An 18,550-nucleotide genomic window follows, 5' to 3' on the forward strand; every position below is an offset into this window, starting at 1 on the left:
GAAAAGACGGGGAGGCCAATATGGCAGAAAAAATTCCTCTCAAGGTTCTGTACGTTGAAGATGATAGCATCACTCGGATGGAGGTAGCCAAATATCTTGAAAATAGAGTGGAAAAACTCCTTGTGGCCTCCAATGGTCAGGAGGGACTCAGGCTCTATCAACAGGATCCTGCTGATGTGGTGATTACCGATATCAGGATGCCCATCATGGGAGGGCTTGAGATGGTGAGAGCCATCAAGGAATTCAAAAAACCACGCGCTGTGATTGTGACAACCGCCTACAACGAAACAGATCTTCTCATCGAGTGCATTGATGTAGGGGTCAATAAGTTTCTGCTCAAGCCACTGGTTCTCCACAAACTGGACACCATCCTTCAGAGTGTCTTAGCGGAGGCATAGCATGGAAAAAAAGAAGTGGCTCACCTTCCTCGCCATCTTTTTGGCAGGAGGAACGGTTGGGTTTCTTTTAGGGGTTTCACAAAATCCTGTCACAAGAGCCATTCGAGTTGCTGAAAAATTAGCCGCCAGTCAAAAACTTGAGAACAAAAAAGAGGCGATAGAAAGACTCACCAAACAGAAGGAACTCATTCGTTTAGCCATCATCAATGCTCGTGTGGAGAATGCCAGGCGACTGGTGGCTCTCTCCCTTGCTGATAGGCTTATCGCCCAGAAGATGTGGAACGAAGCCAGTCGCTACCTCAGTATTGCCCGTGATATTATGCCGGGAAGTACAGGTATTGCCTACAGGGAAGGGCTTGTGTTGTACAATTTAGCCTATACGGCTTCTTCGCGAACTCAACAGGATGCCTATCTCAAGCAGGCAGAAGAAAGGCTTCTGTTTGTTTTGAAACAGGAACCAGAAAATCCCGATGCCCTTTACCTTTTGACTCTTATGGCTTTGCAGGCAGGAGATACAAAACAGGCCTATGAATACATCTCTCGTGCTTACAAGGTCAATCCAAAAAATGTGGATATTCTTTTTGCTTTGGCTCGTGTGTATTATGAAATGGGAGAGTATGATCAGGCCAAAAAGGTGTACGGGCGACTCCAGACCATCCTCCCCAAGAATGACAGCCGATGGGACACGGTAGAGAGGAATCTGCAAATCTTAAATCAAAAATAACAAAGAGGGGTATATGCCTCCTTCTTTACTTTATTATGTCGCTTTGAGTTGTAACGATCTCATAGGGCCAAAACGTTTTGAAAAAATTATGGCCAGTTGTGGTTCCGTAGAGAATTTCTTTGAGCTCAGTATTGAAGATCAAATGCGGTGTGTGGGGGTCTCTTCTGCTCAAAGGGAGATGTTTTCCTCAATGCTCTCACGGGGAGAAGAGATCCTTGGCCAGTGTGAAAAAGAAGGGATAAAAGTCCTCTCTCTTGAGGATGCTCGTTTCCCCCGGACCCTCCGGGATATACCCGAAGCTCCGTTTCTTTTGTACGTGAAAGGAAATCTTCTCCCAGAATATCCTCTCGTAGGGGTGGTGGGAACAAGGCAGGCCACAAAAGAGGCACTTGAAGTCAATCGCTACTTTTGTCGGGAGTTTGTCTCTTTTGGCATAGGAGTGGTGAGCGGGCTTGCTCAGGGTCATGATGAGATGGCCCATAGAACGGCATTGGAGTATGGTGGATATACGGTAGCGGTTTTGGGCACCTCGTTTTCTCAGGTAGCGGAACACAGAAAAGCTCTTTTTGAGGCCATCTGTGATCACGGGGCAGTGGTGAGTGAGTATTATCCTGGAGCAATCAATCAAAAATGGCGGTTTCGTTTTCGCAATAGGCTCATTGCGGGACTTTCTCGTGCCGTGGTGGTGATGCAGGCACCTGAGAACTCAGGGGCTCTTATCACCGCCGAGTTTACAAAAAGACAGGGAAAACCCCTGTTTTTTATCCCCGGCAATCCTTTAGATCCCACCTATGCCGGGAGTAATGCCCTTGCTAAGCAAGGGGGAGTCATGGCCACACTCCCAGAGGATGTGGTAAAGGTGGTCTTTTCTCATGCTCCCTCAAAACCACAGCCGGTAAACGCTGAAAATCTTCCCCTTCTTACCTCAGAAGAGCATCATTTTTTCCGGGAATTGCCGGAACAGTTTTCTCTGGATAGCCTTTTAGAAAATTCAGGAAAAACCATTGGGGAAATTCTTCACCTCCTCACCCAACTGGAGGTAAAGGGGTATGTGATACAATATCCCGGAAATATTTACGAAAAGAGGCTTTAGATGATTGATAGCCATATGCATCTTTCATTGGGAAAGGTGTATAATACTTTTGATGAGGCTGCCCTTCTTGAAAAAATGGATACCATTGGAATTCAGTATGGGATTGTTTCGCTAATCGATGTCATGGAGTACGGTCATCAGCACCAGAATGAACCTTTGGCCACTTTTTCAGAGTATGAAGGCCTCAAAGTGCTCCTGGAGATGATTTCTTCCAATAGACTTTTCCCCCTCGCGTGGGTTCGCCCCCGGGATCGCAAGAAGGACGCTTTCTTTCACTATCTCGAGGAAAAGAAAGAAAAGGTCTACGGCTTCAAGTTTCATCCCTTCCACTCCCGCCTTCCGTTGAATCATGACCTATGGCAAATGTACTTTGAGATGGCAGAACGTTTCCATTGGCCTGTGGTTATCCACACAGCCATAGACGAGTTCTCCCGAGTTGAATTGGTATCCCGCTGGGCAGAAAGGTATGAGGTGCCCATCGTTCTTGTCCATATGGGACTGTACACTGATCATCAAGAAGCGGTCACGATGATGCTTCGATACCCTCATGTGTACGGAGATACCACATGGGTGAAAGAGGAAAACCTGTGGCCTATCCTTGATCGTTGTGGTCCGGAAAAAATCCTTTTTGGAAGCGATGCCCTGGTGGGGGGAGAAAATACGTACGGATTTTATCAGCCTTTGTTTGAAAAACTTTCAAATTTTCCCCGGGAAGCAGACTGGCTTTTGAAAAGAAATGCAGAAAAAATTTTCCGTTTGAAGGAGGATAAAAATGAAGAAGGTTAATCTCTCTTTTTTTTCTTCGCCTGTAGTTCGTGAAGGAGTGGAAAGGATTGTCATTCATCCAGAAAGACATGGGAATCCCTTTTCCATTGGCTTTTTGCCAAAGGAAGAGTTTTCCTATGAATTTTCTGTGGCCCCTGATATTCTCTTTGAACACCTGAATATCAAAGAAGTGTACTATGAACCCTATCGGACTTTCATAGTCCTTGACCAGCCAACCACTCTTGAGATTGTTCTGTTGGCCAATACGGATAAACTTATTGTAAAAGAGAGATGATAAGAAACCCCTTGAAGAGAAGGAGAAGGCTCTCACCTTGTTTCAGCTCCAAGAGTACTTTTGCTGAAACATGGAAATAGCCACAGGTTTTGGTACCCCAGCAACACCCTTCTTTGTTCCAAAACATGCTGATAGCTTAGCCAAAAATAAACCTTTTGAGACCCTTGCAAGGGTGCTTTCTTGCCCTTTTTAGGTCAGGGACTACGCCCCTCTTCCCCGCTTTTTTCTTTTTACAAAGGCTTATTTGTTTTTTCAAACAGAAATTATCATTTATTATGCCAGGGAGCATTGTTATACTATTTTTTGTTTTTTATTACTTTCTTGAGGCCTTTGCACTTCGTGCAAAGGCCCCGAAATTGCCAAAAAACTTCTTTTCCCTTATAATAAGCCGCTAAGAAGAGAAAAAGGGGTAACCATGGTTGAAGGTATCCTGGTTGAAGGCCTGATCTATGCCCTTATGGTGTTAGGGGTTTTTATTACCTTTCGTATCATGAATTTTCCGGATCTTACGGTGGATGGAACGTTTCCGTTAGGAGCAGCCATTATGGCAGCTACCCTTGTCACAGGTGGGGGAAGCTTCTTGGGGCTTTTTTTGGCGTTTGTCGGTGGTTTTGTGGCAGGAATGATCACCGCCCTGATTCACAATAAACTCAAGATCCCGGGCCTTTTGGCCAGTATTCTCACCATGACCATGCTTTACTCCGTCAATATTCGCGTCCTTGGGAATAGACCAAACGTTCAGCTTCTTCGGATAGATCATCTCCTCTCTCGTTTTGAAACCATGGTCCAGGGAATCTTCCCCAAGGAATGGGCTCTTTTTCTCTTTTTCTTCCTCGTGGTCTTGGTGGCGAAACTCCTTTTGGATCTCTTTTTCCGCACCGATATGGGGCTTACCATAGGGGCCATGGGAAACAATGAGCAGATGGTGATCTCTCAGGGAGTAAACCCGGCCACCCTGAAATATATTGGGATTGGGCTTTCCAATGCCCTGGTAGGACTTTCCGGAGCCTTTGCCGCCATGTATCTCGGGTATGCCGATGTGGGACTTGGACAGGGGATTATTATCAGCGGTCTTGCCTCGGTGATGTTGGGAGAACTCTTCTTTCGTTCCAACCGGATTTTTGTGCTTACCTTAGGGGCTGTGGTGGGGTCGCTACTCTACAAGGCCATCATGTTTTTCGGTCGATACTACGGGTATTACGTGGGGCTTACCCCCAATGACCTGAAACTCATCAGCGGACTTCTCATCATTGTCTCGATTGTAATCAGCCGTTTGCAAAAAACTTCCTCTCAGAAACTCCGGAGGGATGTATGATTGAACTCCGAAACCTCACCCACGTCTTCAATCCCAATTCCTTGGATGAGCGGATAGCCATCAAGAATATCAATCTCACAGTAAAGGAAGGAGATTTTATTACCATTATTGGAAGTAATGGTGCGGGAAAAACCACCCTTTTCAATCTCATTGCCGGCACCTACAAACCCACCAAAGGACAGATTTTCATTAACGGAATAGACGTAACCAATGACCCGGAGTACAAAAGAGCCAAATACATCGGTCGGATCTTTCAAAATCCCCTGCTTGGAACAGCCTCAAATATGAGTTTGGAAGACAACATGATGATCTGTTATCGAAAGGGATTCAAATGGCCTGTGGTCAGTCTTGATCACCGGATGAGAGAGCTTTTCAAACAAGAACTCAAGCGTTTGCAAATGGGACTGGAAAACCGTATGAAAGACAATCTTGCCCTGTTTTCCGGAGGACAAAGGCAGGCTCTCACCCTTTTGATGATGGTGCTTTCAAGACCAGCCCTTATCCTTCTTGATGAACACACCGCCGCCCTTGACCCCAAGAATGCTCATAAGATTCTTACCCTCACAAAAGAGTTTATAGAAGAATATCATCTCACTGCTATGATGATCACCCACAATATGAGTCAGGCCATTGAGTACGGGAATAGGCTACTGATGATGGATGAAGGGGAGATTATTTTGGATATCTCGGGTGAAGAAAAAAAGCGTCTCACCGTGGAGAATCTGATTGAACGTTTCCACAAACTCAGGCACAGGTCCTATGAAGATGATCGTGCCCTACTTTCAGAAGACTAGAAGAAGGAGAATTGTATGAAAGAATTTCAGCCAAAAGATCTCTCTTCACTTGCTCCTTATGTAAGTTATCTTGAGCAGAATGACGTAATCCCAAATGAACTCTATATAGAATACAATGTGAAACGAGGTCTCAGAAATGCCGATGGCACAGGGGTTTTAGTTGGACTTACTCATATTGGTGAGGTCCACGGATATGTGATGGATGAAGGTGTCCCTGTTCCCGTGGAAGGAAGGCTTCGTTATCGGGGTATCGATATCTTTGATCTTGTCAATGGGTTCCAGAGCGAACATCGCTATGGATTTGAAGAAACCGCCTTTCTCCTTCTGTTTGGCAAACTTCCTACCAAAAAGGAATTGGAGGATTTTTCTGCTCTTCTGAAAAGGTACCGCCATCTCCCCGATGGGTTCAAAGAGAATATTATCCTCAAATCTCCCAGCCGGGATATCATGAATCTTCTCACAAGAGAAGTCAGTGCCCTCTATGCCTATGATCCTCAACCAGATGATATTTCTATAGCCAATGTCCTTGATCAGAGTCTCAGGCTTCTCGCCCAATTCCCGGCCATGGTGGCCTATGGATATCACGCCAAAAGGCATTACTATGAGAAGGAGAGTCTCTATCTTCACCACCAGGACGAAAACCTTTCGCATGTGGAGAATTTTCTCTCCCTTCTTCGTCCCAATCGAGAGTTTGATCCTATTGAAGCGCAGATTCTTGACCTTGCTTTTGTGCTTCATGCCGAACATGGAGGAGGCAATAACTCTACCTTTACGCTTCATGTCGTCTCTTCGACCAATACAGATACCTACTCGGCTATTGTGGCGGCGCTGTGTTCCCTGAAGGGCCCCCGTCATGGCGGCGCCAATGCCGAGGTGGTCAATATGATGGACGATGTGAAACGGGAAATCAAAGACTGGACAAATGAAAACCAGATCAAGGATTATATTCGCCGCCTTCTCAACAAAGAAGCCTATGACAGACGAGGGCTGATCTATGGAATGGGACATGCGGTGTACTCCCTCTCCGATCCACGGGCTATTCTTCTCAAGAAAAAGGCAGAAGAACTCGCCAAATACAAGAAAAGAGAGGAAGAATTCCAGCTCTATAACCTCTTTGAACACTTTTCGAAGCAACTTTTCGCCGAAAAGGCCAAAAACAAAATCATCTGTGCAAATGTAGACTTTTATGCGGGTTTTGTCTATGATATGCTTGGTATACCCCGAGAGTTGTACACCCCGATTTTTGCTCTCTCACGTATGGCAGGCTGGACAGCCCACCGTTTGGAAGAACTCATTGCTGGGGGAAGGATCATTCGCCCCGCGTACAAGTGTATTGCTCCCCAGCAACCCTACGTCCCACTGGAGAAGAGGTAAACAGAAAAGAAGAAAGTGTCTTCACTCTTTCGGCCTCTCCTTTTCCTTTGCCCAAGAGATTGGCAAACCTATCCTACTCCTTGTGCGTCTCTAATGACCAAAAAAACTCCTTTTCACAGGCTTTTCAAACCCCAAAATTGCCTTTTTTCCTTCGTTGCCTTATGATAGAACACGGAGTAAACCAATGAGAGATTGGAAAGAGATGGTCTTTTCGGATGTGAGTCGGGATTATGTGTCCAATGTGCGACCAAAACTTGGAGAAATGGTTTTTGTGCAACTCCGGCTTGGCAAACAGCATCCTGTGCAGCGGGTACTTCTCTGGACAATTATCAATGGTGATGGGCACTGGCAGGAGATGAAAAAGGCTCATACGACCCACTCTTTTGAGTATTATCAAACAGAACTTCGGGTAAATGAGCCCTATAAACAGTACCGCTTTGTGCTCGTGACATCAGATAGAGTGTGGTACTATACCCGTCAGGGGATAGTGGATTATCCACCGACAGAAGATCATGACTTTGTCCTTCTTGCTCAGGATGATATCCCGGATTGGGTGTGTCGTGGGACGTTTTATCATATCTTTCCTGATAGATTTGCCCGTGGGGAACAAAGGCCTCTGAAACCCTATACCTATCATGGTTTTACGGCGAGGGAAATGCCATGGGAGGCAAAACCCCTTCCCTATCGTGAAGCGGGGTGTTTAGATTTTTATATGGGGGATTTAGAGGGAATCAGACAAAAAATCTCCTACCTGAAGTCATTAGGGGTAACGGCTCTCTATCTCAACCCCATCTTTGAAGCCCCCACCACTCACCGGTATGATTGTGTGGATTATACCCGGGTGGATGAAAAATTGGGGGGAAATACCGCCCTTATCCGGCTTTCTGAGGCACTTCATGAAGAGGGGATGAGGCTTATTCTTGATATTTCTATCAACCATACAGGCAAAAACCACCACTGGTTTCAAAGGGCATTGGCCGATCCTTCTTCAGAGGAAAGAGGGTTTTATTATTTTGATGAACAGGGAAACTATCTCTCCTGGTATAATATTCCAACCCTACCCCAGCTCAATTATCATTCGGAGAAACTGAGAGAAAAAATCTACCGGGCGGCCGACTCCATTTTGCAAATGTATCTGAAGGCCCCTTATTTTATTGACGGCTGGCGTTTTGATGTGGGAAACCAGACCGCTCGTCGGGATGCCGATCAGATGGGACATGAACTTTTCTCAGAGATCAGAAAGGCTCTCAAATCCGTTCGCAAGGATATCTATCTCATTGGGGAACACTGGGAAGACAATATCACTTATCACCTGGGGAATGAGTGGGATGGGGCTATGAATTATTTTGCTTCTCTCAGGCCACTTCGGTTCTTTGCGGGAGAGATGGATCATTTTCTCAAGCCAAAGCTTCCTCTCGGGTTTCAGGGAAAGAGGGGAAAAGCTACATCGGTAGCTTCGCAGATCATGCAACACTATACGAGACTTCCCAATCCTCTTGTCCATACCCAGTTCAATCTTCTTGATTCTCATGATATCATCAGGTTTCATAATCAGGGGGGACTTTTTCGGAGGGATTGGTATCGTGGCATGATTTCGGCTGGTTTTCTTTTGCCAGGGACCTTCTCCATTTATTATGGAGACGAAATTCTGCTTGATGGAGACACCCAGGCTATTGAGGGGTGTCGCTATCCCATGGTGTGGGATGAAAATCGATGGGACAAAGAAGTCTTTTCCTGGTATCAGCGATTGGCCCACTGGAAAAAAGAGAGTATAGCCCTTCAAGAGGGAAGTTTCAAGGTGCTTTATGCTGATGAGGATGTGCTTGTTTTGGCCCGGTTTACCATGGAGGAAGGATGGCTTCTTGCCCTTTCGAATGGGGATGAAAGCCGGGAGGTGCTTGTAGACTTAGCCTGTTTGGGGGTAGAAGAGGGACAAAAATTTTCTTCCATGTGGGAAGAAAACGCCTACACTCTGGAAAACACCACCTGGAGACTCAAGCTTGCTCCATGGGGACACGAGCTTGTTCGGCTCGTTCTTTACCCTTGAGGACGAAAATAACCTTCAAAGAGGATCCAGGGATATACCGCAGGGGGCTTTCTGGTAAAGGTGAGATACTCTCCCGTCTGGGGATGAGCAAAACTCAGGCGGTAGGACCAGAGGGCGAGCCTTTGTCCTCCCCGGGTAAACCCACGTCCGTATTTCTGGTCTCCATAAAGGGGATGACCACGAGATTGCCACTGAACACGGATCTGATGATGCCGTCCTGTGTGGAGTTCGACCTCTACAAGGGTGAGCTTTTTTTCTGGATGGAAAGCAAGAACACGATAAGAGAGAGAGGCTTTTTTGGCCTCAGGGTGATGAGGTTCAACCACACGAGAAACGTTTCGATGAGGATCCTTGAGAAGATAATCTTCAAAGTTACCGGTGGGAGGAGAGATTTCTCCATAAACGACGGCAAGATAATATTTTTCACATTGGCGGGTTTTCATCTGGGAGGAGAGCTTTTCTGCTGCTCTCCGGTTTTTGGCAAAGACCATAATCCCCCCCACAGGCCTATCAAGCCTGTGAACAATGCCTATGTAGGCTCTTTTCCCGGAAGAGGAGAGATTTTTTTCAAGAAAACTTGAAAGGGCCTCATCACCTGTTTTATCTGGTTGAGATGGCATATTGACAGGTTTTTCTACCACAAGGATATCATTGTCCTGATAGATGAGAATATCCGCAATCTCCACATTCACCCCCAAAAGAAAAAGGGGCATCCGCCCCTTGGATAGCGGGAAACGGGACTCGAACCCGCGACATCTACCTTGGCAAGGTAGCGCTCTACCAACTGAGCTATTCCCGCAAGAGTCTATATTCTAAAGCAAAAGAGAGAGTGATGTCAAGTGAAAAAGAAAACCGCCACTTTCAGGAAGTGGCGGTCTCTGCGCCCAAGAGGAGTCGAACCTCTGGCCTTCGGCTCCGGAGGCCGACGCTCTATCCAACTGAGCTATGGGCGCCTTGGCGTATAGATTTCTGTTAAGGTGGCATTTGCCCGTGCCCGAAGAGCCATCTCTTTTGCCATATGGAGGAGACTCTCTGGTGATTCAGGACAGGTATGGTAGTCCACAATCCCAATATGGCACTGAATCTCCACCTGTTGGTGTGTTTTTTCAGGAGGGAGAAGTTTTTTCACGTCCTTGAGTTCAGACAGAGGAGAAAGAAGAAACTTCTCCATTCGCTTCACAAAGCGTTCTACATTCTCCGAACGGCTTTCAGGGAAGAGAATAATCACCCCTCCCTCAGGCATATAGCCTACCATATCAACCTCTCTCACACTTCGCTCAATGTATTGCCTGAAACGTTTCAAGAAGAAATTCGTGAGGTTTTCGCCGTATTTTTCTCGGAAGTGGAAGAGGTTTTCGAGCATAATATACGCCACCGCAAAGTTGCGAAGCTTTTTGCCATAGCGCTCAATACGGGCACTTTCCCGGCGCATCTGCTGCACAATCTCTTCGCCCTTGTAAAAACCAGTAATAATATCATAATTCAAAAACCGAAGATTGTCAAGTAATTTCTTGTAATACACCTGGACCGCAAGGTATTCCCCTAACATCGAGAGGATATCCTCGTTTTCTCGGCTCAGCGGGAAAGTGGCATTCCACAAGAGTAAAAGTGCCCCTTCCCATGTGTAGCGTCGTCGAAGAGGCACAAGGTAAACATTTCCTTTGAAGGGGAGGAGTTTTTCCCAGTAGGGTTGGGAGGTGAGTTCCACTACCTTTTGATCCACAGAGATTTCTCGATAGACCTTTTCTATGACAAAGAGAGGATCAAAAACATGGGTATCATTGACTGAAGCAACATTTTGCCAGTGAAAATCTTCTATGAGAAGAAAGAAGGCAGAAGACAGAGGAAGATAGTTGGCGATCACTTTCAGTATCTTTTGAAAAAGATGGGTGGAAAGAGAGGTATTGGCCATGATAGAGTAGATCTGTCTCAAAAAATGCATGCGAACAAGGTTCTGTTCCAGAGACTGAAGGGTAAAAAATTCATGGGCTATGGCAAGGCATTCTTCTCTATTCCAGAAAAGACTCACAAAAGAAAGAGAGGGAAGAGTCGTAACAATATGGTAAAGTTCAGGAGAGATGAGTTGTTGCTCTCTCAAGCGAGAAATAATTCCCTGAAAGGAGGTTCTCTCGGCGGAGTTTTCCTTGAAAACCTCATAAAAAAGACTACACCCGTGACGCCAGAGAAGCCAGAGAGAAGGGCGGTATTCTGCCATAACAAGGACCCATTTCTGAAGAATCCTGGCACATTCGTCTAACTGACCTTCCTCATAAAAGAAATAGGCTTGAAAAAGAAGCCAGAGAATATCCTCATAGACAGAATGGGGATTTGTTTCCATCAGGGTTTTTACCCGTTGATAGAGACCAAACAAACGAAGGGACTGGTGGGTTTTTGCATAGCAGATACCGAGATAACACCCCAATTCCATAGCAGAATGATAGGGAAGAGCTGGAATACCGGCAATTCTTTTCATTTCATCGATGGTACGCAAAAGAAGCGCGGCTTCTTCATACTGCGATGTCCCTATGAGTGTGATAGCCGCGTTGACCAACGTCAAAAGGGCTTCCGTGAGATTCCCCATACTGCGAAAAGAGTTGATATTCTGCTGAAGAAAGCCAGCCGCTTCTTCGTACTTCTCGGCAAGGAGATATCCATAAGCAATGCCATTGCGTATCTGGGCAAGTTCAAGAGGATTCTGAAAACGCTCTTTGAGAGAAAGGCTTTTGCGATAGTAGGAGAAAGCCTCCTCATGTCGGTTGAGATGGGAGAGAATCATAGCGGTATTGTGATAGGCCGCCGCTAAGCGTGCTTCATTCCCAAGGGTTTCGGCTATCTTCACCATCTCCTCACATACCTGAAAGAGGAGCTGACTTTTGGCTTCTACAAATCCACCCTGCATATTTTCAATGAAATAGACGCCTAAAATATAGGCCTTCATGTTGAGAAAACCCCAGCGATCGGCTTCAGCCAAAACCTGATGAATAAGACTCTCTAACTCCGAAGACCATCTCCCCTGATAAGCTGATGTAATGAGAAGATAGTAAAAAAGATACCCAAAGGTTTCAGCCACACTCTGGGAATAGTAGTGATGATAGACCACATAGATATGCTTGTAAGCCTGTTCGAGATCCCCCTGCCCAAGATAGCTGAGAGCCAAATAAAATTGAAAATGTTGAGTTTGTTCTTCACTCGCTATATCAAAACTTTTTTCAAGTCCGTTATGGAAAGATTCAATGGCCTGTTGAAATTCTCTGAGATAATAATGAGCCATGCCTTTGAGATAAAAATACATGATCTCATCTTCAGTAAGGTAGATATCAGACCGGATGGCTTCAAGCAAACTAATGGTTTCCTGGAAATGAAAATAGTGAAGAAGAAAACGTGCACGACTAAAAGCCTCCTGAGTGGGCAGAGAAAGGGAAGGAAAAACAAGAGGTGAAGAAGCGTGCTCAAGTTCATAGGCAAGCCCATCTTGAAGGAGTTCTTCCCAGAAATCGGTAAAGGTGGCATTCTGAGGGATGTCAGGGGTAATAAGAAATATCTGAAGGCGATGAGAAGAAGAGTTCATGAGTTGTCTGAGAAGAGAGAGCGTTTTTTCAGAAAGATTATGCGCCTCCGTAATCACCCACGTGGTGGGAAGCGTAGAAGTCAGAATGGAAATCTGGGATAGGATACTCTCCTCAAGACGCAATTTTTCAAAACTGAGTTCTTCCAAAAATAGAATATCTCTATGAATCACCTTTCCCTCATAGAGGCCCTCAAAGAGACTTCGATGGAGATGATAGACACGACTTTCTGAGAGAAGTTTTGAGGTTTCGGTTTTTGTTTCTTTCTGGAGACGACGCAAAAGTTCGAAAAGAGGAGGATAGGGTTCAAGAACATAAGATGGACACGCACTAACAAAGTAAAGACCTTGTCCTTCCGAGGAGATATCCTCTATCACTTTCAGGATGGCTTCAGGATGGGAAGTTTTGATTGCCCAGAGACGAGAAAGGTTTTTTCTTTGCCGGAGAATATCCTGCCATTCTCCTACCGTGAGTGGCATAGGGCCTCCTTATCCAAACCAGGTAGTGATGAGATCTATCCCGTCCCCAAAAGGGTTACAGGCCACGACAGTATTTGGCTCTACCGGGGACTCAAGGGAAAGTGTTTGGCAGAGCTGAATCCATCGTGGAATATCCTCTTTCAGAACAGGAGCAGAGGTTACCACAGGGACGACCGGAAATCTCCCACCTTTTACCCTTACTGACGATGTAAATAATCGGCGAGGAGAGCGGATTTCTTGAATGGCAAATTCTTCTCCAAGCTTACAGGAATTTCCCTCAACTTTGAAAGCGTGTTCTGATATCTCTACCTGGAGAAGACACCCACGTGGGCAGCAAAGACAATACAATTCATGATTCATACCTTGCCTCCCACAGGAGAGAAGAAAAAGAACGGTTGAAAAAAGATGACGTGAGCGAAACGGGAAGGGTTATGGTAATCATCTCAGCGGGTCTTGCGTAGGGGACTTTCTTCTCAAAAAGAACGGTATTTTCTGCCTTGAGGATAAAGGTCACAGGACTCTCCCACGGTTTTGAGACCCGAAGAAAAAAAGAAAGAGGTGTCTCTTGAGAGATGGGGAGCAGAAGTCGCTGAGGAACAACGCTTCTGATAGGAACGCTCCAGTGAACAGGAAGAGATGGTTCACTCCAGAGGGAAAGGGTTCTGGCAAAACGAGCTGCCGAACGTCCTGCAAGTTCCCCATGATCAGTCACATCATCCACAAGATCGTAAATGTGCACCACATTACCGGCAGCAAAAACCCCATAGACAGATGTCTGGCTATACTGATCCACCACTGGCCCACCTGTTATAGGATCAAGGACAACCCCTAAGCGACGACTGAGTTCATTCTCCGGGATAAGACCCACAGAAAGAAGCAGGGTATCACAGGCAAGCCATTCGCTTTTTTCTTTCACAGGACAGAAGTTTTCATCAAGGGGGGTGATTTCTACTCCCTCGACACGTTCGTAGCCATCGATTCTTGTGATAGTATGACTCAAAAAAAGGGGAATATGAAAATCCTGAAGACATTGCACATAGTTTCGCCTGAGCCCTGTGAGATAGGGAAGAGCCTCAATCACCCGAAGAACCTCTCCCCCTTCGATGGTAATTCGTCTGGCCATAATCATCCCTATATCTCCTGAGCCAAGGATCACAAAGCGTCTCCCCGGCATCCAGCCCTCACGATTGATCATTCGCTGGACAGTCCCCGCCGTATATACACCGGCAGGATGGGTACCAGGAATATTGATTTGAGATCTGGTCCGTTCTCGACATCCCATGGCAAGAACGATACTTTTCGCCTCAATTTCTTGATACCCTTTTTGGGAGAGAAGGGTAACCCTTCGTGATGGCGTGATATCCATCACAAAGGTCTCAAGCCAAAGTTCTATCTCCCGTTTCTGGAGTTCTTGAAGAAAATGGTAGGCATAAAGGGGGCCCGGGAGATCCCTCTTGAACCTCTTTGCCCCAAAACCCGCATGGATACATTGAGGCAGAATACCCCCTGCCTCATTATTGCGATCCACGATGAGAACACGAGCCCCCTCATCATGGGCGGCAAGAGCGGCCGCCATCCCCGCAGGACCAGCCCCGATAACTACCACATCATAGGTCATGATCCCCCCCTCGTCGGAAAAAAGACAAAACGCGACACACCCCCTTTTTTGGTCACCTCGTACGGGGTTGTCCCATTTTCTCGTGCAAGAATTTCTATCACCCTGGGAAAATCAAAACTCCCCTGACATCGACCGGTACCAAGCCAGGTACGTCTCTTCAAAGCATCATAGGTTCTTGCAGGAATGGGACCTCGAATCTCCGCCAAAAGATCCCCTTCGGTAATCTCTTCACATCGGCACACGATATGACCATAGGCAGGTTCCCTTTGTATGCGCTGTCTTTTTTCCTCCGCAGAAAGATACTTAAAAAGTCTTCGGGGTTCACGAATGGGATTGAAGTCGTACTTAGGAATGAAAGCTTCGCCTTTCTCTCTCAGTTTTTGGATGATATATTCGGCAATAGCCGGTGCCGAAGCATAACCAGGAGAGTCTATACCACAGATATTGATAAAACCGGGAACCTCCCCCACCTCAATCAGAAAGTCTTTTGTAGGGAAGAGTGTCGCGCGTATCCCGGCATACTGGGCAATAATCCAGCGAGTATCCCAACCAGGAACAAGGCGTTTTCCCCCTTCGATGGCTTCCTTGAGCCCCTCTTCGGTGGTAAAAAGAGCCCTTTTGTCAGAGACTTCTTCTGATGTGGGACCAACAAGGGTATTGCCATGCATGGTGGCGGCCACAAGAATCCCTTTCCCCTTCTCATTTGGACAGGGAAAAACCACCTTGTCCCACTGAAAAAGATTTCTATCCAGCACCACATACTGCCCTCTCCTGGGTATAATCCGATAGTCTGGATGAAGACCCGCTTTATGCATAATCTCATCAGCATGAATACCTGCCGCATTGATAACCCAGCGTGCCCGAAAAATGCCTTTGGTGGTTTTTACCCCCACAATGGAGTTTTTTTCCCAGAGAAAATCCTCAAACGTGGTCTCCAATTGCAGTTCCATTCCATTGATCACAGCGTTTTCACAGGCAAAGAAGTTCGCCTGAAAAGGATCAATTATCCCCGCTGTTGGAGCAAAGAGGCTCCCCTTGGCCTCTTCTGAAATCCCCGGAATCCGTTCCTTGGTTTCCTCAGCAGAGAGAAGCCTAAGCCCTGGAACACCATTAGCCTTTCCCTGTTTATGCAATTCTTCGAGTTTGGAAATTTCTTCACGAGAAAGAGCCACCACATAGCTTCCTGTTCTTCGGAAAGGAATAAAGAGTTCCGCGGCCAAATGATCCCACAGAGCATTGCCCCTCACATTGAGCATGGCTTTGAGCGTGCCAGGCACAGGATCATATCCCGCATGAATAATGGCCGAGTTGGCCGCACTTGTTCCCATACCAATATCCACGCCCTTTTCTATCATAAGCACACGATTCTGGTAACGAACGAGTTCCCTCCCGAGAAGAGACCCCACAATGCCACTTCCAATAATAAGATAATCGTACACCATTATTCTACCCAGTAAAAGGTTCTTTCTACGGCTTTTTTCCAGCCATGATAAAGAGACTGTCTTTTTTCTTCTGTAATCTGGGGTTTCCAGCGTTTATCAATCTGCCAGTGAGTGCGGAGTTCCTTTTTGTCTTTCCAGTACCCAATCGCCAGTCCTGCGGCATAGGCCGCCCCAAGAGCCGTGGTTTCTGTTATCTTGGGACGAACAACATCAATACCCAAGATATCACTTTGAAATTGCATGAGTGGTTCACTGACCACCATTCCCCCATCCACCCGAAGTTCCTTCAAGTTGATATGCGCATCAGAAAGCATGGCATCAAAAATATCCTTCGTCTGGTAAGCCGTGGCCTCTAAAATTGCCCTGGCAAGATGAAAGCGATTGGTGTAATGGGTTAACCCTACCACGACGCCACGCGCATCGCTTCGCCAATAGGGAGCAAAAAGTCCAGAAAAGGCAGGCACAATATAAATTCCCCCACTATCCTCAACCTTCATGGCAAGATCATCTATCTGAGGAGCCTTCTCTATAAGACCAAGTTTGTCCCTCGCCCATTGAATAAGTGCCCCTGCAATAGCCACAGAACCTTCCATGGCATACACGGCAGGTTCTCCGTGAATACGATATCCCACCGTAGTCAAAATGCCACGACTGGAAAAAACCGGCTTCTCCCCAATATTCACAAGGAGAAAACAGCCTGTTCCGTAGGTATTTTTGGCCTCACCTATATCATAACACGTTTGTCCAAAGAGAGCCGCCTGCTGATCCCCGAGCACAGCGGTAACTGGAACCTCATGGCCTACAATATCCCGTTGTAACCTTCCATAGGCCTCAGAATGGGAAGAATCCACGACCTCTGGAAGAAGACTCATGGGAATACCCATCTCTTCACACAACTCTCTATCCCATGAAAGCCTCGTAATATCAAAAAGAAGCGTTCGGCTGGCATTGGTGACATCCGTCATATGCCGCCCCGTCAGTCGATAGATAAGCCAGCTATCAATGGTCCCAAAAGCCACCTCCCCTTTGTTGGCTTTTTCTCGAAGATCTGGGATATGTTCAAGTAGCCAGGCAATCTTGGGACCTGAGAAATAAGTGGCAATAGGAAGCCCTGTTTTTTTCTGAAACCTGTAAATACCCTCCTTCCCAGAGAGTTTTTCACAGAGTTCTGCTGTACGTGTATCCTGCCACACTAAGGCATTGTACAACGGCTTTCCCGTTTTTCGGTCCCAGAGGATAGTCGTTTCTCGCTGATTGGTAATTCCTATGGCCGCCAGATCACGAGGAGAGATACCCTTTTTCTGGAGAGCCTCTTTCATCACCTCTACACTTCGAGTAAAAATTTCTTCAGGATCATGTTCTACATAGCCAGGCTTTGGGTAAATCTGGTGGTGTTCCTTTTGAGCTACGGAAACAATATTGCCGTCCTCGTCAAATACCACAAAACGGGTACTGGTGGTTCCCTGATCAAGGGCCCCAATATAGTTTTTCATACACTCCCCCCTTGTTTTTGAAGAAATTCGATCGACTTTTGAAAGATAAGGGTTTTGTCATAATCCTGCGTAGCCACGTGAAAGGAATTATGCAGCCATACCACTTCTTTGAAAGAAGAACGAACCGCCTTTATCGTGGCTTCAACATTGCTTGTAGGAAGAACATGGTCTTCTTGAGACTTGAAAATCAAAAGTGGTTGGGTAATCTCTGAAAGGCGGCTTTTCACCATCTTTTGAAGCCTTCTCACCTCATACACACCATTCACGGGAGTCCTGTCGTACGCTGTCTCTTTGGTGTTTGGATCCTTGATATCCGAAGAAATAGCTGGAACACTCGAAAGAAAAAATCGAAGAATCCCCACATAAGGAAGAAGGGGGTTTGGGAAGAACTCTATCGCATGGTTAACAAGAATAATGGCCTGAATCTCAGGATGTTCCTCCGCCATGGCTAAGGCAAGAAGCCCTCCCATGGAAAGACCTGCTACATAGAGAGTTTTGACTCGATGTTGAAGCACATGATACGCATCTTCCACATCGAGAAGCCAATCCTCTGCCCGAAAACGGTTCACATCTTGCCAGCAGGTACCATGACCGGAAAGACGTGGAGCTTCGACATGGTAACCAGCCCGAAAAAAGGCTTCTCCCCATTCTCGAATACTTGTCGTACTCCCGGTAAACCCATGAATAAGAAGCACTCCCTCATCCTTTGTCCCCACAAAAGAAAACGGCTCAAAGCCTGGAAGAATACGCATCGCTTCCCCCTCCGTATTTTTACGTTTTTATTATACCATGATTCAGAAAAATGGCAAGAGTTCACTCTCTTTTTGAAAAAGATTTTTGTTGTTTTTTCACGAAATCTGTGTGAGTCTTTTGTAGGGAACAAAAAAAGTGGGGCTATTGGGAGGAAAGTTGGGAGATGAGGTATGAGAAGGGGGTAAAAACTAAAGAGACACCTTTTGGCTATTACTTTGTTTCAGCCAACCTATGGCTTTTGCTGAAATAAGGTAATAGCTTTAACCCCCTTTATTAGAAATTTATCATAGAAACCCTTCCCCTGCTGTTTGCTTGGGAAAACTCCATTACTCTATCATATAAAACGAACCTGTTTGAGAAAGATTTTTTCTTTTTTTCTCCAAAATACTTGACC

The 18,550-nt window shown here is 46.2% G+C and carries 16 protein-coding genes and 2 tRNA genes; 9 read left to right on the forward strand and 9 right to left on the reverse strand.

Annotation, left to right across the window (positions count from 1 at the left end; translation table 11 throughout):
• Positions 1-20 precede the first annotated feature (20 nt).
• The 9 genes from BREVNS_RS04640 to BREVNS_RS04680 all read left to right on the forward strand — a co-directional run bounded on the left by BREVNS_RS04640 (position 21) and on the right by BREVNS_RS04680 (position 8,805).
• Positions 21-398, forward strand: coding sequence for a response regulator transcription factor (locus tag BREVNS_RS04640; RefSeq protein WP_483427885.1), 378 nt, complete (start codon positions 21-23; stop codon positions 396-398).
• 1 nt (position 399) lies between these two features.
• Complete coding sequence (locus BREVNS_RS04645; protein ID WP_483427886.1) at positions 400-1,122, forward strand: tetratricopeptide repeat protein; 723 nt, start codon at positions 400-402, stop codon at positions 1,120-1,122.
• Positions 1,123-1,135: 13 nt separating this feature from the next.
• Positions 1,136-2,215, forward strand: a complete 1,080-nt coding sequence (gene dprA, locus BREVNS_RS04650) for a DNA-processing protein DprA (protein ID WP_483427887.1) — start codon at positions 1,136-1,138, stop codon at positions 2,213-2,215.
• Complete coding sequence (locus tag BREVNS_RS04655) at positions 2,216-3,001, forward strand: amidohydrolase family protein (RefSeq protein ID WP_483427888.1); 786 nt, start codon at positions 2,216-2,218, stop codon at positions 2,999-3,001.
• Complete coding sequence (locus BREVNS_RS04660; protein WP_483427889.1) at positions 2,988-3,275, forward strand: hypothetical protein; 288 nt, start codon at positions 2,988-2,990, stop codon at positions 3,273-3,275. Before BREVNS_RS04655 ends, BREVNS_RS04660 begins: the two co-directional genes overlap by 14 nt.
• A 415-nt stretch (positions 3,276-3,690) precedes the next feature.
• A complete protein-coding gene (locus BREVNS_RS04665; RefSeq protein ID WP_483427890.1) occupies positions 3,691-4,590 on the forward strand; it encodes an ABC transporter permease in 900 nt (299 codons plus the stop codon).
• Positions 4,587-5,384 (forward strand): ABC transporter ATP-binding protein, encoded by a 798-nt coding sequence (locus tag BREVNS_RS04670; protein WP_483427891.1) that lies wholly within the window; start codon positions 4,587-4,589, stop codon positions 5,382-5,384. Before BREVNS_RS04665 ends, BREVNS_RS04670 begins: the two co-directional genes overlap by 4 nt.
• A gap of 15 nt (positions 5,385-5,399) precedes the next feature.
• Positions 5,400-6,758, forward strand: coding sequence for a citrate/2-methylcitrate synthase (locus BREVNS_RS04675; RefSeq protein WP_483427892.1), 1,359 nt, complete (start codon positions 5,400-5,402; stop codon positions 6,756-6,758).
• A 184-nt stretch (positions 6,759-6,942) separates the two neighbouring features.
• Positions 6,943-8,805 (forward strand): alpha amylase N-terminal ig-like domain-containing protein, encoded by a 1,863-nt coding sequence (locus BREVNS_RS04680; RefSeq protein ID WP_483427893.1) that lies wholly within the window; start codon positions 6,943-6,945, stop codon positions 8,803-8,805.
• Here BREVNS_RS04680 and BREVNS_RS04685 read toward each other — a convergent pair.
• From BREVNS_RS04685 to BREVNS_RS04725, 9 genes are all read right to left on the reverse strand, one after another.
• Positions 8,796-9,491: an RluA family pseudouridine synthase gene (locus BREVNS_RS04685; RefSeq protein WP_483427894.1), complete on the reverse strand. Its 696-nt coding sequence runs from the start codon at positions 9,489-9,491 to the stop codon at positions 8,796-8,798. The genes BREVNS_RS04680 and BREVNS_RS04685 overlap by 10 nt on opposite strands.
• Before the next feature lie 40 nt (positions 9,492-9,531).
• Positions 9,532-9,604: transfer RNA gene (locus BREVNS_RS04690), tRNA-Gly, on the reverse strand.
• An 80-nt stretch (positions 9,605-9,684) separates the two neighbouring features.
• Positions 9,685-9,758 (reverse strand) — tRNA-Arg (locus BREVNS_RS04695).
• Positions 9,749-12,850, reverse strand: coding sequence for a diguanylate cyclase domain-containing protein (locus BREVNS_RS04700; RefSeq protein WP_483427895.1), 3,102 nt, complete (start codon positions 12,848-12,850; stop codon positions 9,749-9,751). Before BREVNS_RS04700 ends, BREVNS_RS04695 begins: the two co-directional genes overlap by 10 nt.
• 9 nt (positions 12,851-12,859) lie before the next feature.
• Positions 12,860-13,210 carry a DUF1667 domain-containing protein gene (locus tag BREVNS_RS04705; RefSeq protein WP_483427896.1) on the reverse strand — a complete coding sequence of 117 codons (351 nt, stop codon included), beginning with the start codon at positions 13,208-13,210 and terminating at the stop codon, positions 12,860-12,862.
• Entirely contained in the window at positions 13,200-14,468 is a 1,269-nt protein-coding gene (locus BREVNS_RS04710) for an NAD(P)/FAD-dependent oxidoreductase (RefSeq protein WP_483427897.1), read from the reverse strand. Before BREVNS_RS04710 ends, BREVNS_RS04705 begins: the two co-directional genes overlap by 11 nt.
• Positions 14,465-15,910, reverse strand: coding sequence for an FAD-dependent oxidoreductase (locus tag BREVNS_RS04715; protein WP_483427898.1), 1,446 nt, complete (start codon positions 15,908-15,910; stop codon positions 14,465-14,467). Before BREVNS_RS04715 ends, BREVNS_RS04710 begins: the two co-directional genes overlap by 4 nt.
• Positions 15,910-17,403, reverse strand: a complete 1,494-nt coding sequence (gene glpK / locus BREVNS_RS04720) for a glycerol kinase GlpK (RefSeq protein WP_483427899.1) — start codon at positions 17,401-17,403, stop codon at positions 15,910-15,912. Before glpK ends, BREVNS_RS04715 begins: the two co-directional genes overlap by 1 nt.
• Positions 17,400-18,155 carry an alpha/beta hydrolase gene (locus tag BREVNS_RS04725; RefSeq protein WP_483427900.1) on the reverse strand — a complete coding sequence of 252 codons (756 nt, stop codon included), beginning with the start codon at positions 18,153-18,155 and terminating at the stop codon, positions 17,400-17,402. The genes glpK and BREVNS_RS04725 overlap by 4 nt, the downstream gene beginning before the upstream one ends.
• Positions 18,156-18,550 lie beyond the last annotated feature (395 nt).

The organism is Longinema margulisiae, assembly GCF_025266855.1.
Lineage (GTDB): Bacteria > Spirochaetota > Brevinematia > Brevinematales > Thermospiraceae > Thermospira.

What these genes read in the sequence shown, in the direction of transcription:
- BREVNS_RS04640 (WP_483427885.1), top strand. Translation starts at nt 21, where the DNA reads ATGGCAGAAAAAATTCCTCTCAAGGTTCTGTACGTTGAAGATGATAGC.
- BREVNS_RS04660 (WP_483427889.1), top strand. Translation starts at nt 2,988, where the DNA reads ATGAAGAAGGTTAATCTCTCTTTTTTTTCTTCGCCTGTAGTTCGTGAA.
- BREVNS_RS04670 (WP_483427891.1), top strand. Translation starts at nt 4,587, where the DNA reads ATGATTGAACTCCGAAACCTCACCCACGTCTTCAATCCCAATTCCTTG.
- BREVNS_RS04665 (WP_483427890.1), top strand. Translation starts at nt 3,691, where the DNA reads ATGGTTGAAGGTATCCTGGTTGAAGGCCTGATCTATGCCCTTATGGTG.
- BREVNS_RS04715 (WP_483427898.1), bottom strand. Translation starts at nt 15,910, where the DNA reads ATGGTGTACGATTATCTTATTATTGGAAGTGGCATTGTGGGGTCTCTT.
- dprA (WP_483427887.1), top strand. Translation starts at nt 1,136, where the DNA reads ATGCCTCCTTCTTTACTTTATTATGTCGCTTTGAGTTGTAACGATCTC.
- BREVNS_RS04705 (WP_483427896.1), bottom strand. Translation starts at nt 13,210, where the DNA reads ATGAATCATGAATTGTATTGTCTTTGCTGCCCACGTGGGTGTCTTCTC.
- BREVNS_RS04655 (WP_483427888.1), top strand. Translation starts at nt 2,216, where the DNA reads ATGATTGATAGCCATATGCATCTTTCATTGGGAAAGGTGTATAATACT.
- BREVNS_RS04710 (WP_483427897.1), bottom strand. Translation starts at nt 14,468, where the DNA reads ATGACCTATGATGTGGTAGTTATCGGGGCTGGTCCTGCGGGGATGGCG.
- BREVNS_RS04725 (WP_483427900.1), bottom strand. Translation starts at nt 18,155, where the DNA reads ATGCGTATTCTTCCAGGCTTTGAGCCGTTTTCTTTTGTGGGGACAAAG.
- glpK (WP_483427899.1), bottom strand. Translation starts at nt 17,403, where the DNA reads ATGAAAAACTATATTGGGGCCCTTGATCAGGGAACCACCAGTACCCGT.
- BREVNS_RS04700 (WP_483427895.1), bottom strand. Translation starts at nt 12,850, where the DNA reads ATGCCACTCACGGTAGGAGAATGGCAGGATATTCTCCGGCAAAGAAAA.
- BREVNS_RS04680 (WP_483427893.1), top strand. Translation starts at nt 6,943, where the DNA reads ATGAGAGATTGGAAAGAGATGGTCTTTTCGGATGTGAGTCGGGATTAT.
- BREVNS_RS04675 (WP_483427892.1), top strand. Translation starts at nt 5,400, where the DNA reads ATGAAAGAATTTCAGCCAAAAGATCTCTCTTCACTTGCTCCTTATGTA.
- BREVNS_RS04645 (WP_483427886.1), top strand. Translation starts at nt 400, where the DNA reads ATGGAAAAAAAGAAGTGGCTCACCTTCCTCGCCATCTTTTTGGCAGGA.